General features: G+C 65.3%; 14 protein-coding genes. 5 read left to right on the top strand and 9 right to left on the bottom strand.

The features are described from left to right. Window positions 1-10: 10 nt before the first annotated feature. Genes hemL through hemE form a run of 6 tightly spaced genes read right to left on the bottom strand, consistent with a single transcriptional unit; the run spans window position 11 to window position 6,196 of the window. Entirely contained in the window at window positions 11-1,321 is a 1,311-nt protein-coding gene (hemL, locus tag AB0O81_RS04900; RefSeq protein WP_363581861.1) for a glutamate-1-semialdehyde 2,1-aminomutase, read from the bottom strand. Beyond that, complete coding sequence (gene hemB, locus AB0O81_RS04895; protein WP_363581859.1) at window positions 1,318-2,283, bottom strand: porphobilinogen synthase; 966 nt, start codon at window positions 2,281-2,283, stop codon at window positions 1,318-1,320. The genes hemL and hemB overlap by 4 nt, the downstream gene beginning before the upstream one ends. Then, window positions 2,280-3,197, bottom strand: coding sequence for a hydroxymethylbilane synthase (hemC, locus tag AB0O81_RS04890; protein ID WP_363581857.1), 918 nt, complete (start codon window positions 3,195-3,197; stop codon window positions 2,280-2,282). The genes hemB and hemC overlap by 4 nt, the downstream gene beginning before the upstream one ends. After that, entirely contained in the window at window positions 3,194-3,883 is a 690-nt protein-coding gene (hemQ, locus tag AB0O81_RS04885; RefSeq protein WP_363581855.1) for a hydrogen peroxide-dependent heme synthase, read from the bottom strand. Before hemQ ends, hemC begins: the two co-directional genes overlap by 4 nt. A 32-nt stretch (window positions 3,884-3,915) precedes the next feature. Beyond that, a complete protein-coding gene (locus tag AB0O81_RS04880; protein WP_363581853.1) occupies window positions 3,916-5,145 on the bottom strand; it encodes an FAD-dependent oxidoreductase in 1,230 nt (409 codons plus the stop codon). Then, window positions 5,138-6,196: a uroporphyrinogen decarboxylase gene (gene hemE, locus AB0O81_RS04875; RefSeq protein WP_363581851.1), complete on the bottom strand. Its 1,059-nt coding sequence runs from the start codon at window positions 6,194-6,196 to the stop codon at window positions 5,138-5,140. The genes AB0O81_RS04880 and hemE overlap by 8 nt, the downstream gene beginning before the upstream one ends. Here hemE and AB0O81_RS04870 point away from each other — a divergent pair. Then, window positions 6,176-7,459, top strand: a complete 1,284-nt coding sequence (locus AB0O81_RS04870; RefSeq protein WP_363581849.1) for a glutamyl-tRNA reductase — start codon at window positions 6,176-6,178, stop codon at window positions 7,457-7,459. The two genes, hemE and AB0O81_RS04870, sit on opposite strands and share 21 nt — an antisense overlap. A gap of 58 nt (window positions 7,460-7,517) precedes the next feature. Here the strand turns inward: AB0O81_RS04870 and AB0O81_RS04865 are convergent, their stop codons facing one another. Then, entirely contained in the window at window positions 7,518-9,110 is a 1,593-nt protein-coding gene (locus AB0O81_RS04865; protein ID WP_363581847.1) for an AMP-binding protein, read from the bottom strand. A 166-nt stretch (window positions 9,111-9,276) separates the two neighbouring features. On the opposite strand from AB0O81_RS04865, the gene AB0O81_RS04860 reads away from it, so the two are divergent. The 3 genes from AB0O81_RS04860 (at window position 9,277) to AB0O81_RS04850 (ending at window position 12,413) form a co-directional block, all read left to right on the top strand. Further along, window positions 9,277-10,170, top strand: a complete 894-nt coding sequence (locus AB0O81_RS04860) for an LLM class flavin-dependent oxidoreductase (protein ID WP_363581845.1) — start codon at window positions 9,277-9,279, stop codon at window positions 10,168-10,170. 71 nt (window positions 10,171-10,241) lie between these two features. Continuing rightward, a complete protein-coding gene (locus AB0O81_RS04855; protein ID WP_363581843.1) occupies window positions 10,242-11,240 on the top strand; it encodes a phosphodiester glycosidase family protein in 999 nt (332 codons plus the stop codon). An 18-nt stretch (window positions 11,241-11,258) separates the two neighbouring features. Continuing rightward, window positions 11,259-12,413, top strand: a complete 1,155-nt coding sequence (locus AB0O81_RS04850; protein WP_363581841.1) for a bifunctional glycosyltransferase family 2/GtrA family protein — start codon at window positions 11,259-11,261, stop codon at window positions 12,411-12,413. A gap of 18 nt (window positions 12,414-12,431) precedes the next feature. Here the strand turns inward: AB0O81_RS04850 and AB0O81_RS04845 are convergent, their stop codons facing one another. Then, entirely contained in the window at window positions 12,432-14,324 is a 1,893-nt protein-coding gene (locus AB0O81_RS04845; protein ID WP_363581839.1) for a heavy metal translocating P-type ATPase, read from the bottom strand. A 102-nt stretch (window positions 14,325-14,426) separates the two neighbouring features. Between AB0O81_RS04845 and AB0O81_RS04840 the strand changes: the two genes are divergently transcribed. Then, window positions 14,427-14,903: a YbaK/EbsC family protein gene (locus AB0O81_RS04840; RefSeq protein ID WP_363581837.1), complete on the top strand. Its 477-nt coding sequence runs from the start codon at window positions 14,427-14,429 to the stop codon at window positions 14,901-14,903. A gap of 3 nt (window positions 14,904-14,906) precedes the next feature. Here AB0O81_RS04840 and AB0O81_RS04835 read toward each other — a convergent pair whose 3' ends face one another. Beyond that, window positions 14,907-15,671 carry an IclR family transcriptional regulator gene (locus AB0O81_RS04835; protein WP_363581835.1) on the bottom strand — a complete coding sequence of 255 codons (765 nt, stop codon included), beginning with the start codon at window positions 15,669-15,671 and terminating at the stop codon, window positions 14,907-14,909. Window positions 15,672-15,683: the final 12 nt, after the last annotated feature.

Raw genomic sequence — 15,683 nt, 5'->3', positions numbered from 1 at the left:
TCGGCGTTGCTCAGACGGTAGCGGCGGCCGCGGCCTTCGCGGCAGCGGGAAGTGCGTCGATGATTTGACCCACCGCGGTGTCGTCGTGGGCGGCTGAGGCAAACCACGCCTCGAACACCGACGGCGGCAGCGAGACGCCCTGTTCGAGCATCGCTCGGAAGAACGGTGGGTAGCGGAACGCGTCTTGTGCCTTCACGGTGTCGTAGTCAGTTGGCGCCGTGTCGGTGAACTGAATCGAGAACAGGTTGCCTGAGCGTTGCACCACGTGGGCGACGCCTTCGGCGGCGAGGGCGGATGCTGCCGCATCAGCGATCGTGTGAGATGCCGCGTCGATTCGTTCGTACGCGCTCGCGTCGAGGTGCTGCAACGTCGCAAGCCCTGCGGCCACGGCCAGCGGATTGCCGCTGAGCGTGCCCGCCTGGTACACCGGGCCGAGGGGAGCGAGCAAATCCATGATCGCCGCAGACCCACCCAGAGCTGCGAGGGGGAGTCCGCCGCCGATCACCTTGCCGAACGTGATGAGGTCGGGGGTGAACGACACCGGATCAATGCCGTACCAGCCGGCAGGGCCGACGCGGAATCCCGTAAGCACCTCGTCGAGAATGAGCAGCGAGCCGTTCTCGTGCGCAAGGTCAGCGATCTGCGCATTGAAACCGAGCGCGGGCGGCACAATGCCCATGTTCGCGGGTGCCGCCTCGACGATGATCGCGGCAATGTCATCACCGCGAGCTGCGAAGACCTCACGCAGCGCGTCGAGGTCGTTGTAGGGCACGACGAGTGTCTGAGCGGCGATGGGCGCGGGCACGCCCGCAGAGCCCGGCATCGCGAGTGTTGCCACTCCCGAACCTGCTTCGGCCAGCAGGCCGTCCGAGTGACCGTGATAGTGGCCGGCGAATTTGACGATCAGATCCCGACCCGTGGCGCCGCGCGCAAGACGAATCGCGGTCATCGTTGCCTCGGTGCCTGTCGACACGAGGCGAAGCTTCTCAATCGGGCGCATGCAGTCACGCGCGATGCGCGCTTCAACGAGCTCAGCCAGTTCCGTCTCGCCCGGAGTCGACGCCCCGAAGCCCAGGCCGAGGGTCGCAGCATCCTGAACTGCCTTCACCACGGCGGGGTGTGCGTGCCCGAGAATCGCAGGACCCCACGAGCCCACCAGGTCGACATAGTCGCGTCCTTCGACGTCGGTGACGCGAGGCCCCGACGCTGAAACAAAGAAGCGTGGCGTCGTGCCCACAGAGCCGAAGGCGCGCACGGGGGAGTTCACTCCGCCCGGCATAGCCGCGCGAGCGCGATCAAATTCTGTCGCGTTCGTGCTCATCGGATCCATCCCGCTAGTTCCACTGCCCAATAGGTCAACACTGCATCGGCACCCGCACGGCGGATGCTCACCACCGATTCTTCAATCGCACGGCGCCGATCAATCCAGCCGTTTGCCGCGGCGGCCTCGATCATCGCGTACTCGCCAGAGACTTGATATGCCCACACGGGCACCGGGCTGGATGCGGCCGCGTCGGCCAACACATCGAGGTAGCTCATCGCGGGCTTCACCATCACGATGTCAGCGCCTTCGGCCACATCAAGATCGATCTCGCGCAGTCCTTCGCGACGGTTCCCGGGGTCAAGCTGGTAACTGCGGCGGTCGCCTTCGAGAGACGACTGCACGGCCTCACGGAAGGGTCCATAGAAGGCGGAGGCGTACTTGGCGGCGTAGCCGAGCAGAGCGAGATTGGCGTAGCCGGCGGCATCCAATTCATCGCGTACTTCGGCGACCTGACCGTCCATCATTCCGCTCAGGCCGAGCAGCTGCGAGCCGGCCTCGGCCTGTGCCACCGCCATCTCGCGGTAGCGCTGGTTGGTGGCATCGTTGTCGACGTACCCACTCGCGTCGAGCACTCCGCAGTGACCGTGATCGGTGAACTCGTCGAGGCACAGATCGGTCTGCACGACGAGCGCGTCACCGGCTTCGGCGACCGCAATTCTCGTGGCGACGTTCAAAATTCCGTTCGGGTCGGTCGCACCAGAACCGGTGGCATCTTTGTGCTCGGGAACCCCGAACAGCATGATTCCGCCCACACCAGCGGCGGCAGCCTCGGCGATCGCCGGGCGCAGCGACTCGGTGGTGTGCTGCACGACACCCGGCATCGACGAGATCGCGACGGGCTCGCTCGCGCCCTCGCGCACAAACATCGGCAACACGAGGTCAGCCGGGTGCAGGCGTGTTTCGCTCACCAGCCGCCGCATCGCGGGGCTTGAACGCAGCCGACGAGGACGTTCGATCATGACGATGCTCCCGTCAGCTCCGCTGCGCCCGCGGCGAGAAGCTCGTGGGCCACACCATCGGCGACATCACGGGATGCTGATTCATCGGGCCAGACGGCGCCGTGCGACGAGGTGAGCACGGTGGCGCCGTCGAGGCTGTACACACTGACCGAGAGCAGCAGCAGCCCAGCGTCGACGACAGCGCGCGCACCCACGGGCGCTGAGCACCCGGCTTCGAGGGCCGCAAGAACGTAGCGTTCCGCTTCCACAGCAGCGCGGGTCTCGGGGTGATCGAGAGCCTCCACGAGGTGCTCTTCGCCGTTTCGCACCTCAACTGCCAGCGCACCCTGACCGGGAGCGGTCGGCCACGCGTCGGCGTCGAGATATTCGGTGATGACCTCTTTGCGGCCGAGACGCTCGAGCCCTGCGGCGGCCAGAACAACGGCATCAAGGTCGCCTTCGGTGACCCGGGCAAGGCGGGTATCGACGTTGCCGCGAATGTCGATCACCTCGAGGTCGGGACGTTTTGCTTTGAGTTGGGCCATGCGGCGTGGTGAGCCGGTTCCGACGCGCGCACCCTGCGGCAGCGTGTCGAGGGTGAGACCGTCGCGCGCGCACACGGCGTCGCGGGGGTCAACGCGCGTGGTGATCGCGGCGATCGTCAACTGGTCGTGCGGGGCGGTGGGCAGATCTTTCAGCGAGTGCACGATGAGGTCGCACTCGCCCGCAAGAAGAGCATCGCGCAGTGCGCCGGTGAACAGCCCGACCCCGCCCGCGCGAGACAGCGGCTCTTTCGAGCGGTCGCCCGCGGTGGTGATGGTCACCAGTTCGGTCTTCGCTCCGGTGGCGGCGCTGAGATCGTCGGCGACCATTCCGGTCTGCGTAAGCGCGAGCGCGCTGCCTCGGGTGCCGATTCGCAGTACAACGGCGCTCAAGAAAGCACCTCGTTGATCTCTGGGATGCTGATGCGACGGCCCGTGAAGAAGGGCACCTCCTCGCGCACGTGGCGTCGTGCTTCGGTCTGGCGCAGGTGGCGCATGAGATCGACCAGATCGACGAGTTCAGGAGCTTCCAGGGCGAGAATCCACTCGTAGTCGCCGAGAGCGAAAGACGCAACGGTGTTGGCGAGCACCTGGCGGTACTCCGAACCCTTGCGCCCATGGTCGGCGAGCATTGCGCGCCGCTCGTCGTCGGGCAAGATGTACCAGTCGTACGAGCGCACGAACGGGTAGACGGTGACCCACGCTTCGGGGTCTTTGCCGCGCATGAACGCCGGTAGGTGGCTGGCCGTGAACTCAGCGTCACGGTGCACGCCCATGGCGTTCCACACCGGCAGCAGCGACGAGAGGGGCTGCGCCCTGCGCAGGATGCGAAGCGCGGACTGCAATACCTCGGGCTCGGCGCCGTGCAGCCACACCATCAGATCGGCATCGGCACGAAGGCCCGACACGTCGTACCAACCGCGCACGGTGACGCCCATTGCTTCGACCTCGGCGACCGCCGCGGCAAGGTCGTTCTCGAGTGCGGCGTGGGCGCCATCTCGGGCAAACACTGCCCAGAGGGTGTAGCCGATGGTTTCAGTGGCTGCGGGGGTGACAGCCGGGTCAGACGCATTGCTCATGCATCTATCCTCGCCGCTATTTGACCATCTGGCTAACCGCGAGCCGGAATCATCTGGCACGCAGTGCGCTCTGCATGCGCGACGATTCCGGCGAGCCCAGAACCCGCGACCGTTTCGCCCACCACGGTCATGCCAGCGGGCGCTGTCGCCGGCATGGGACGAGTCCAGGTGACGACGGCAGAGTCGATGATGTCGGGGATCGCGACGCCCAGCAGTGACTCAGCGTCGCGGCGCGCAGTGTCCACTCCGTCGGGGGGTGGGGCGTCGAAAGAAAGCCGTAGCACGTGGCGCCCGGCCGCAGCTTTTTGCAGCCATTCCCATTTCGCTGTTGCGTGGGTGAGAGCGCGCGCAGACACATCAGCGCCGTCGGCGACGAGCAGGCCGCTGCCCCTCGGTGCAGCGTCGAGCTCGGGCTGATCAACGACGAGCGTGATGAGCGTGACCTCTCGCCCGGCCGTACCAGGCCTCGCAACGTCTGTGGCCGAAAAGCCCGGCGATGCGACGATCACTCTGCCCGGCAGTGAAACGAGATCGGTCACCCGGTGGTTGAGCACGATTTGCACGCCACGCGCGGTGAGATCGTCGGTGAGCGCTGTGACCAGACGGTTGATGCCGCCGCGGATTCCCGCGACCGCTGACCCGGGCGGCGCCGCGGCGCGCAGTTGTGTGACTGCTGCGGCCAGCGAACCGGTATCAGCGAGCGCGTCGCGAAGGCGTGGGTGCGCGCGATCGATCGGAAGGTCGTCGGGGTGAATCGAGTGAACGCCTCGCACCACTGGTGCCACTAGCCCCGTCAACACGGCATCGCCCATGCGCTCACGGACGAGCCGTCCCAGCGCCATGTCAGCGCGGGGGGATTGCATATCGGCCTGATCGAGTGCAGCGGCGCGGGTGGCAGCATCCATCCCAATGATCGAGACCACGTCATCGGCAAGTAGGTCGCCGGGAACACCCAACAGGCTCGTCGCCGGAAGCGGAATCGCGGTGTCATTTGCGCGTTGCAGCCACGCCGGGCCTGGGCGCGGTGACACGATGTCGTCGGCGAGCCCGAGTTCGTGGGCCAGCGCGCTGACGGCGCCCCCTCGCACCGCGAAGCTTTCCGCTCCCGCATCGAGTCTGATGCCGCCGACCTCGTGCGCAGACACGGTGCCGCCCAGACGATCGGAGGCTTCGCACACGGTGACGGTCGCACCCAGCGCGGCCAGCCGGCGGGCCGCGACGAGACCCGCAACGCCACCGCCGACGACCGAGAACTCACTCATACGAGTGAACGAACTCCACAATGCGCGTCAGCACAGTCGGGTCAGTGTCGGGCGGCACGCCGTGACCGAGGTTCACGACGTGGGCCGGGGCGGCGCGGCCGCGATCGAGCACGTCGCGCACGTGTGCCTCAAGCACCGACCAAGGCGCCGTCAGCAGGGCCGGGTCGATGTTTCCCTGCAGTGGCACGTCGCCCCCCAGACGCTGAGAAGCATCGTCGAGAGGCACGCGCCAGTCGACTCCCATCACGTCGACGCCGACGGCTTTCATAGCGGGCAGCAAGGGTCCCGTTCCGACGCCGAAGTGCACGAGAGGCACGTCAAGGGCGCGCACCGGTTCGAGTGCGAGTGACGAATACGGCGCCACACGCTCGGTGTAGTCAGCAACGCTCAGCGAACCCGCCCACGAGTCGAAGAGCTGCCCCGCCGACGCGCCCGCTTCAATCTGAGCGGCCAGGAATACGCCCGTGATCTGGGCGCACCAGGTCAGCAGCGCTGCCCATGATTCGGGGTCGGAGTGCATCATCGAGCGTGTGATGAGCTGCTCTTTAGAGGGACCGCCCTCGACGAGGTAAGACGCGAGGGTGTACGGCGCACCGGCGAAACCAATGAGCGGGGTGTCACCCAGTTGGGCCACGGTGAGCGCGACCGCCTCGCGAATCGGATCCAGAGCGGTGGGATCAAGCGGAGGAAGATTGGCCACGTCGGCAGCGCTGCGAACAGCGTGCTCTAGCACGGGACCGCGCCCGGCTACGATCTGCACCCCGACTCCTGCGAGGCGCACCGGAATGACGATGTCGCTGAAGAAGATGCCGGCGTCAACTCCGTGACGGCGCACCGGCTGCAGGGTGATCTCGCTCGCGAGCTCGGGAGTCAGGCAGGCATCGAGCATGTCGGTGCCCACGCGCAACTCCCGATACTCCGGCAGCGATCGGCCTGCTTGGCGCATGAACCACACCGGAGTCACCTCGGGGCGTTCGCCGCGGAACGCTCGAATCAATGACGGGGGAGTATTGCGACGAACTACGGCGGGATGGGCAGAATGAAGAGACACAGGGTTAACATTATGCTTGTGCTCCTTTGTCTTACCGCGAATCATCGCAACGCGAGCCTAGACATTTTGGAACGTCTCTCAATCGGGGCGCCCCAAGCTACTCGCGCGCTCGTCGACGACGAGCTTTTTGTCGCGGGTGCCGTCGTGCTCGCCACGTGCAACCGTTTCGAGGCCTACCTCGACATCGAAGAACCGCTCACGGGCGCCGACGTGGTCGCGGTCGAGTCGGTTGTTGACGCTATGGCCACGGCCAGCGACATTCCCGTTGACCACCTTCGCGCCTCGCTTGAGGTTCACCACGGGTCAGACGCTGTCGCGCACCTTTTCGCCGTGACCAGCGGGCTCGAATCGATCGTCGTCGGCGAAGACGAGATCTCGGGTCAGGTGCGCCGCGCACTCGATGCCGCGCGTGAAGAAGGCACCACGAGCGGCGAACTCGAAAGCCTGTTCCAGAAGGCCACGCACACCAGCCGCGGCGTAAGAAACCGCATCGGCTTGCGCGGCAAGCACCGTTCGCTGGTGCGTCTCGCGCTCGAAATGGCCTCTACACGGGTCGCGGACTGGTCGCAGGCAAACGTGCTCGTCGTCGGCACCGGAAAGTACGCGGCAGTGACTGTCGACGCGGTGCGCGCACGCGGCGCAATCAACATCGGGGTGTTCTCGCCGAGCGGACGGGCCGCTGCCTTCGCCGCTCGCTACGCGCTCGCCCCGCGTGAAGACTTCGCCGAGGCAGCGGCGCTCGCCGACATCGTCATCACCTGCACCACAGATGCTGTTGTGCACGCTGACGCATTCGTGCCGGGCAGGCGCGTGCTGGTCATCGACCTCGGTCTGCCCCGCAACGTCGATCCCGACGTCGGCCAGGTAGACGGTGTCGACCTGCTCGACCTTGAGACCATCCGCCTGCACGCCCCGCTCGAGCAGTTCCGCGCTCACGACGACGCTCGGGCGCTCGTGGGCGACGCCGCCACGGAGTTCACCGCCGACCGTTTGGCGGGTCCGGCAATCACCGCTCTGCGCCAAGAGGTGCTGGGAGTTCTCGACAACGAGATCGCCCGCGCGCATAAGCGGGGCGCAAGCGAAGAGGTCGAATCTGCGCTGCGTCACTTCGCCGGTGTGCTGTTGCACTCGCCGTCGGTGCGCATTCGTGAGCTTGCTGTCGAGGGCCGCCTCGAAGAGGTGCGCATGGCTCTCCAGGTGCTCCACGGCCGCACCGTCGAAGAGCCTGACGTCGCCGACGCTGTCTGGCATCACGCGGGGTGAACGCGAAAAGTGGCGGACGAATGGCCCGCCACGTGATCGCTCATTCCGCCCGTCGCGGCTAGGCGCTCGCCGTTTCGCGGGCGCGCAGGTCTTTGCGCAGAATCTTGCCGGCCGTCGACTTCGGAACCGTTTCGATGAACTCGACCCGACGAATCTTCTTGTGCGGGGCGACGTTCTCGGCAACGAACGCCATCACCTCGTCTTCGGTCAGCCCCGACTCTGGCGCCGCGACAATGAATGCCTTCGGAATCTCCTGCTTGTCATCGTCGAGTACACCGATCACCGCAGCATCCATCACCTTGGGGTGCCCGAGCAGCAGCGCCTCAAGCTCAGCAGGCGCGATCTGGTAGCCCTTGTACTTGATGAGCTCCTTCACCCGGTCGACAATCGAGAAGTAGCCGCCCTCGTGGTACACCCCGATATCTCCGGTGTGCAAGAACCCGTCGGAGTCGAGCATCTCCGCGGTGGCATCCGGCTTGTTGAGATAGCCGAGCATCACGTTCGGGCCCTTCACCCAGATCTCGCCCGGCAGCGTCTTGCCGTCGGACTCGAACTCGGTGATCTCGTTTCCGCTCTCTGTGTCGACGAGCTTGCACTGCTGGTTGGGCAACAGCACTCCCACCGAACTGACCGGAATGTCATCGCGGTCCGACGGCATGGCGTGTGAGACGGGGCTGAGCTCACTCATGCCATAGCCCTGCATCATGCGCGCACCAATGCGGCGGCCCGCAGCATTCGCGGTGTCACCGTCGAGAGGAGCCGCGCCCGAGAAGATGGTGTGCACGCTCGAGATGTCGAACTGATCGACGACGGGATGTTTCGCCAGCGCGACCGCGATCGGCGGCGCGATGTAGAGGTAGGTGCACGAGTACTTCTGAATGTTGGTGAGAAACTCGACCAGGTCGAACTTGGGCATCGTGACGAGACTGGCGCGCTGGCGCAACGCGAGATTGAGCAGCACCGTCATGCCATAAATGTGGAAGAACGGCAGCACGGCCAACACCCGATCGCTCGCTTGCAGATCGATGCCCGAGCGGCACTGCTGCACATTGGCCACCAGGTTGCGGTGGGTGAGCATCACGCCCTTCGGAATGCCGGTCGTTCCCGACGAGTAGGGCAGCACCGCGACTTGGGTCGCCGCGTCGATGTTGACTTGTGGAGCGGCCGCGCCCGAGGTGAGAAGTTCGCGCAGGTCGGGGTGGCCGTCTGCGCCGTCAAGCACGATGAGGTTCTCATTGGCGATGCCAGCCGCCGCGGCCGCCTGCTTGGCACCCACGAGCAGCGGACTGACGGTGATCAGCCAAGTAGCCTCGGCATCTTTCAGCTGCTTCTCAATCTCACCAGCCGTGTACAGGGAGTTGATGGTGGTTACCGTCGCGCCAGCGCGCAGAATGCCATGGAACACGGTGGCGAACGCGGGCACGTTGGGGCACAGCAGTGCGACAACGGTGCCTGGCGCAACGCCGCGCGCGGCGATTGCGCCGGCGAACGCCACAATCTGCTCGCGCAGTGCACCGTAGCTGGTCTCAGCGCCGGTCGCCGGATCAACCAGCGCGGTCGTCGCCGCCTCGTCGTCGGTCAGAGAGCCGAACAGGTAGTCGAACACGCTCTCATCGGGAATGCTGACTTCAGACAGGGGGCTCTCGAACACGAGGCATCTCCTTCGCTTGCTCACCGCGACATTGCGGGTCCGACGACGTTGCCGGGTGAGGCCCATCCTGCCATTGCACGAGTCGTTTTGGGCCACAGTTTCAAAGATTCGGAAACTGGATGCCGCGGCGATGATTCGTGTGAGAGGGGACCTCTAGACTCCGAGGATGCGCTTCGGAATCTGCATCTTGCCGCAAGAGGACTGGCCGGCCGCGGCGGCGCTGTGGCGTGGCGCTGAAGAGTACGGCTTCGACCACGCGTGGACCTACGACCATCTCTCGTGGCGTGGGCTTGCCAGCGAGCGCTGGCACGCGACTATCCCCACGCTGACGGCTGCCGCTATGGTCACCGAGCGCATCAAGCTGGGCACGTTTGTGGCATCGCCCAACTATCGGCATCCGGTGCCGTTCGCGAAAGACATCGCCACCGTCGACCAGATCGCGAGCGGACGCCTGCTGCTCGGGCTGGGGTCGGGTGGCACGGGTTTTGACGCTCGCGTACTGGGCGGGGCGCAGTTGACGCCGCGCGATCGGCTCGCGCGTTTCATCGAGTTCACCGAAATGCTCGACGAGCTGCTGCGGTTCGAGCAAAGCGAGTCATCGGCTTCAGGCTTCTCGCGCGACGGCACCTGGTACTCCGCCGTCGATGCGCGCATGGTGGGTGCGCCTGCACAGCTGCCACGGATGCCGTTGCATCTCGCCGCAGAGGGACCCAAGGCGCTTGCGTTTGCCGCGCGCGCCGGTGACGGCTGGGTCACAACAGCCGGCACCATCGAAGACGACGACGCGTGGTGGGCGCACGTGGGTGATTTGTCGCGTCGCCTCGACGACGCGTGTGTCACCGCCGGCAGAGACCCGGCGAGCATTCAGCGCACGTTGCTGCTGGATTCCGACCCGCGCTACAGCCTCTCTAGCGTCGCAGCCTTCGAAGATGCCGTCGGCCGAGCCGCGCAGCGCGGGTTCACCGACGTTGTCACTCATTGGCCCCGTGCACACGGTCTGTATGCGGGCGATCGAGCGGTGCTTGACGAGGTGGCATCTCGATTGCCGTCGATGCGCTGAGCGGGAAGGCTCACTGAGAATCCACAAGCTGCTGCGAGAAACGGCATAGGGCCGGTGCGTATCCATGAAGCATGGATACTTCAACCGATACCGTTCACAGCACACGGCGCCAGCGCCGCGCGCCGCAACGCAAGCGGTTGCGCAACGGGCTCGTCGCTGGGGGCCTGGTCGTTGTCCTCAGCGTGGGTGGCACCGTCGCGTGGGCAGCGGATCGCTTTCTCATCGAGCACGTTGAGATTGCGGATGTCTCGGCGTACGAAGCGGAAAACTCCACGGTAGACACCGAAGCGGTTGCCGATGTCAGCGACAGCGAGTCCGCGGTGCTCACCGACACCTCGTACACCGACGGTGACTCTGAGATCACGATCTCGACGGTCGTCACCGGTTCGGGTGACGACACACTGACTTATTACGTTGCCGACGTCGTCGTATCGGATGCGACCCAGCTGCGATCGGCGTTCGCAAAAGACCAGTTCGGTGAGAACATCATCGAAACGACGAGCGAGATCGCCGAAGAGCATGACGCTGTCTTGGCCATCAACGGCGATTACTACGGATTTCGTGACACCGGGATCGTGGTGCGCAACGGGGTTGCCTACCGTGATGAGGGCGCGCGCGAGGGTTTGGCTTTCTATACCGATGGGCACGTCGAGGTATATGACGAAACCACCACGACTGCGCAGGAGCTGCTTGACGCGGGCGTGTGGAACACACTGTCGTTCGGGCCCGCAATCGTCGAAGACGGTGACGTCGTGGATGGCATCGAAGACGTCGAGATCGACACCAACGTCGGCAACCACTCCATCCAAGGTGAGCAGCCACGCACTGCCGTGGGCGTCCTCGACGACAACCACTACGTGTTCGTCGTCGTCGATGGACGCGACCCCGGCTACAGCCGCGGAGCAACGCTCACCGAGCTTGCCGAGATCATGACCGGACTCGGCGCAGAAACCGCCTACAACCTCGACGGTGGCGGGTCTTCAACCATGTACTTCAACTCAGAAGTGATCAATCAGCCGTCAAACGACGGCGAACGAGCGACCAGCGACATTCTTTATGTCGCCTACTGAGAAAGCGACGGCATCACGATGATCGTTCTCATTCCTGCGTTCGAGCCCGGCGCCCAACTCGCGCCACTCACCCGGCAGCTGCGCGAAAGCGACGTCACGCTCGACGTGCTTGTCGTCGACGACGGCAGCGGCCCGGCGTTCGCCTCGGTGTTCGACGAAGTGCGCCGCGCCGGTGCCCACGTGGTGCACTGCGCCCACAACCGTGGCAAGGGCGCGGCCATGAAAACGGGCTTTCGTGACGTGCTCGAACAGTGGCCGGGTCATGATGTGATCACCGCCGACGCCGACGGGCAACACACCGTGGCTGACATTCTGCGCGTCGCAGACGGGCTCCGTGTCGACCGAGCGGCAGGCGAGAGCACGCTTCTGCTCGGCTGTCGCGACTTCGTCGGCGATGTGCCGCTGCGCAGCCGCGTGGGCAACGATGTGTCGCGCGGACTGTTCCGGGTGGCGGCTGGCTGGTCAGCATCCGACACCCAGACCGGCCTTCGTGGTTTGCCCAGCGACATGCTGCCGTGGCTTCTCGAAGTGCCCGGCGACCGCTTCGAATACGAGACCGAGATGCTGTTGCGCTTGCGTGGCGCAGGCTACCGCGCCCGTGAGATCGCCATCGAGACGGTGTATCTCGAGCAGAACGAGTCGAGCCATTTTCGACCGGTTGCTGATTCGCTGCGCGTCACCCTGCCGATGTTGTTGTTTGCGGGCTCTTCGCTGATTGCGTTCGCGATCGATACTGTCGCACTGCTGATCTTTGCCGCATTGCTGTCGCCGTGGCTCGGCAGCTGGCTCGCGGTGTCGATCGTTGGGGCGCGAGTGTTGAGCGCCACCGCAAACTTTTTGGTGAACCGCCGGTTCGTCTTCGCGCAACGAGGTCGCCCGCACGCGGGCAGACACGCGACGCGCTATGCGATTCTTGCGATCGCGCTGCTCGCGTCAAACCTCGTGTGGATGAGTGCGCTCACCGAACTGGGCATGAGTCTGATCGTGGCCAAGATCATCACCGAGACGGTCCTGTTCATCACCAGCTACCAGGTGCAGCGTCGTTTCGTCTTCGGCGGCAAAATGGGCGTGAGCGCGTCGGACCCCACAGCCTCGCGCGAGGAGCAACCGACTGCTCAGCAACCGACCGGTCCCGAGCAACTCGCCGCGCCGTCATTGCAGAACGTGCGCTGATGGGAAGCGGATCGGGACTTAGAGACGTTCCGGCACCGCCGTGGCTGCTGGATCGCTCTGGGAAGCCTCATCCAGCCCGCTGGTCGGACCGCTGAGTGCCCGTAGCGCATAAAGGATGGTGGCCAGGTCGACGAGCTCTTGCACCAGCGCGCCAACGACCGCGGGAATGACGCCGGTCGTTGCGACGAGCATGAGCGCGATGCTGATGGCGATGCCGATCCAGATCGCGGTGAACGCCACGCGCAACGTGTGCGATCCGATCGCCACGGCATCGGCGACTTTCGCCAGCGAGTCTTTGAGGATCACCGCGTCTGCTGCATCACCCGCAGCGGTCGCGCCCTTGGCCCCCATCGCAATCCCGACATCTGCAGCGGCGAGCACCGGAGCGTCATTCACTCCATCGCCCACCATAAGCACCGGGCGCGGTTGCATGTGCGTTGCCAGCTGCACCTTCTCACCGGGCAGCAGATCGGCGCGCACCTCGGTGATGCCGACTTCGCGCGCCACCGCGTCGGCGGTCGATTGAGCATCGCCGGTGAGCATCGCGACGCGTTCGATCCCGTGCTCGCGCAGCCAGTTGATGACCGCTCGCGATTCGGGCCTCGGATCGTCGGCAAGCACAAGCACACCGGCGAAGCGGCCATCGATGGCGACAGAGGCTGCCGCCTGGCCGGGGGCAAGATCAATCGTGTGCGCATCGGGTGCCAGTGATGTGATGTAAACGAGTTTGCCGACGACCACGGTGTGCGAGCCGATCAGCGCAGAGACCCCGTTGGTGGCGACCTCGTTGGCGCTCGCACCTGTCGACAGGGCGAGGCCTCGTGCGCTCGCGGCGTTGCGGATGCCTTCTGCGAGCACGTGACTCGAGTACTGCTCGGCAGACGCCGCCAGTTGCAGCACCTCATCGTCGTCGAACTCGTCGGGCGTGTGCACCGCGACGAGCGCCGGCCGGCCCTGGGTCAACGTCCCGGTTTTATCGAACGCGGCCGAGCGCACCCCCGCAAGCTGTTCGATCACCGCGCCGCTCTTGATGATGATGCCGGCTTTGGCGGCGCGAGAGAGTCCTCCCAAGAAAGCAACCGGGGCAGCGATGAGTAAAGGGCATGGAGTGGCGAGAACCAAAACCTCGGCGAAGCGTGACGGATCACCCGAGATCGCCCATGCGGCGCCCGCGATGATCAGAGACACCGCGGTGAACGGAATAGCGAAACGATCGGCAAGGCGCACGACCGGAGCACGTGACTCTTGTGCCTCACGAACCAGCGCAACGATCTGCTGATACTGGCTGTCGGCGCTGCGGCGGATGGCGCGAACACGCACAGCCTGTGATCCGTTGAGGGCTCCCGAGAGCACTTCTTCTCCAGCGACATGCGTCACCGGCATGCTTTCACCGGTCAACGACGATTCGTCGAAAGACGCTGTGTCAGTCACCAGTACGGCATCTGCTGGCACCACTTCTGATGGGCGCACCAGCAGCACATCGCCGACCTGCACGTCGTCGGCTGCGACGTCGGTGATGGCATCCGAACCAGACGCGTCTGCACTGCCGACGATATGTGCGATCTGAGGTGCCCGATCAAGCAGCGACGTCAGCTCTTTCTTCGCGCGGCGCGCGGCGTAGTCTTCGAGCGCTTCGCCGCCCGACAGCATCAGCACGATGATCAGCGATGCCACATATTCGCCGACGGCCAGCGTGGCGATCATCGCGATTACGGCCAACACATCGAGGCCGAGGTGGCCGCGTAGCACGTCGCGCACCATGCCCACGAGCGTCCATACGATGATCGCCGAGACGTAGATGGTGGCGAACCAACGACTCGTCTCAGCCAGTCCCGCGATGCCGAGAACAAGCACGACGACCGCGACGATCGCCGTCATCGTGATGACGGGATAGCGAGTGAGAGCGTGCATGAGCTGTCGCACCTCTTCAGCTTCGCGCACTGCGGCCGTGCACGCCAGCAAGGAGGCTGTGCTGAGTCGTCATCGCTCCTGAGCGCCAATAGGCTGGAGGCCATGACCGCCGAGCTTCCCGCACGCAGCAGAATCGTGGCCGATCGACTGACCGAGGCCGGGATCACCGGCCAGATCGTGATGCTCCCCGATGCGGCTGCGACCGCCGCCGCAGCAGCCGCAGCGCTCGAGATCGAAGTGGGTGCTATCGCCAACAGTCTCGTTTTCATTTCAGACGGCGAGCCGTTGCTCGTGATGACCAGCGGTGCTCATCGCGTCGACACGGTGGCGCTCGCCAAGAGGCTGGGGCGCGCTTCGATCGATCGGGCGAGCGCCGCGCAAGTGAGGGAAGCGACGGGTCAGGCAATCGGCGGCGTCGCGCCGACAGGGCACCCCACGCAGCTGACCACGATCGTGGATGAGGATCTCGCTCAGCACGCTGAGATCTGGGCGGCAGGCGGCACCCCCCACACACTGTTTCCCCTGACGTTCGACGAGCTCGTCGCTCTCACGGCCGGAACCGTCGCCATCGTCGCCTGAGCGTCAACGAATGCGTCGGCTCAGCTCGTCGGCCGAGATGCGGATGATGCTCGCCAGCGCTGCGGCGTCTTTCGTGGTGTCTTCTGGGTATGTCACCGCGATCGCCGCGATCGGCCAGGCGGTGTGGTTCGTCACGACAACCCCCACCGAACGCAATCCGAGCGTGACTTCACCGTCTTCCGTGGCGTAGTCCTGCTTGCGCGTGACACGCAGCAGTTCCCGAAGTTCGCGGGGCGTTCGCGGTCCTCGCCCCGTGCGATCGGCGAAAGATGCGGTGTCGGGATAAAGTGCCCGCACCTGCTCGCGGGGTAGCCCCGCCAGCATCGCGCGCCCGGTGGCGGTGAGGTGGGCAGGCAAGCGCACGCCGACATCGGTGATAAGCGCTGGCCTGCGGGGTGCGCGTTCCTCGACGATGTAGAGAACATTCCGTCCCGTCATCACCGCGAGGTGAGCGCTCTCGCCGGTGCGGTCAGCGAGTGTGGCGATGAGCGTTCTGCCGAGCCTCGCAAGCGGCTGCTGGCGGGTGTAGCCTCCGGCCAATTCGAACGCTGCCGTGCCGAGGCCCCAACGACGTTCGGAGGCGATATGAACCACGAACCCGTGCTCTTCCAGCGTGGCGAGCAGGTGGTAGACGCTCGAGCGCGGAATCTCGAGCTGCGTGGCGATCATGCTGGCTGCGATCGGGCCGCGTTGCCGCGCGAGCAGGCCGAGTATGCGCAGTGTCTGGTCTGCGGCGGGTACTTGTACGCGTGCTGTTTTGTCTGGCATCCCAGACACAGG

It is taken from the genome of Microbacterium sp. NPDC076911 (genome assembly GCF_040687125.1).
In the GTDB taxonomy this organism is placed as follows: Bacteria; Actinomycetota; Actinomycetes; order Actinomycetales; family Microbacteriaceae; genus Microbacterium.
Note: the sequence above shows the minus strand (reverse complement) of the source record. Positions and strands in the feature narration are given on the sequence as shown.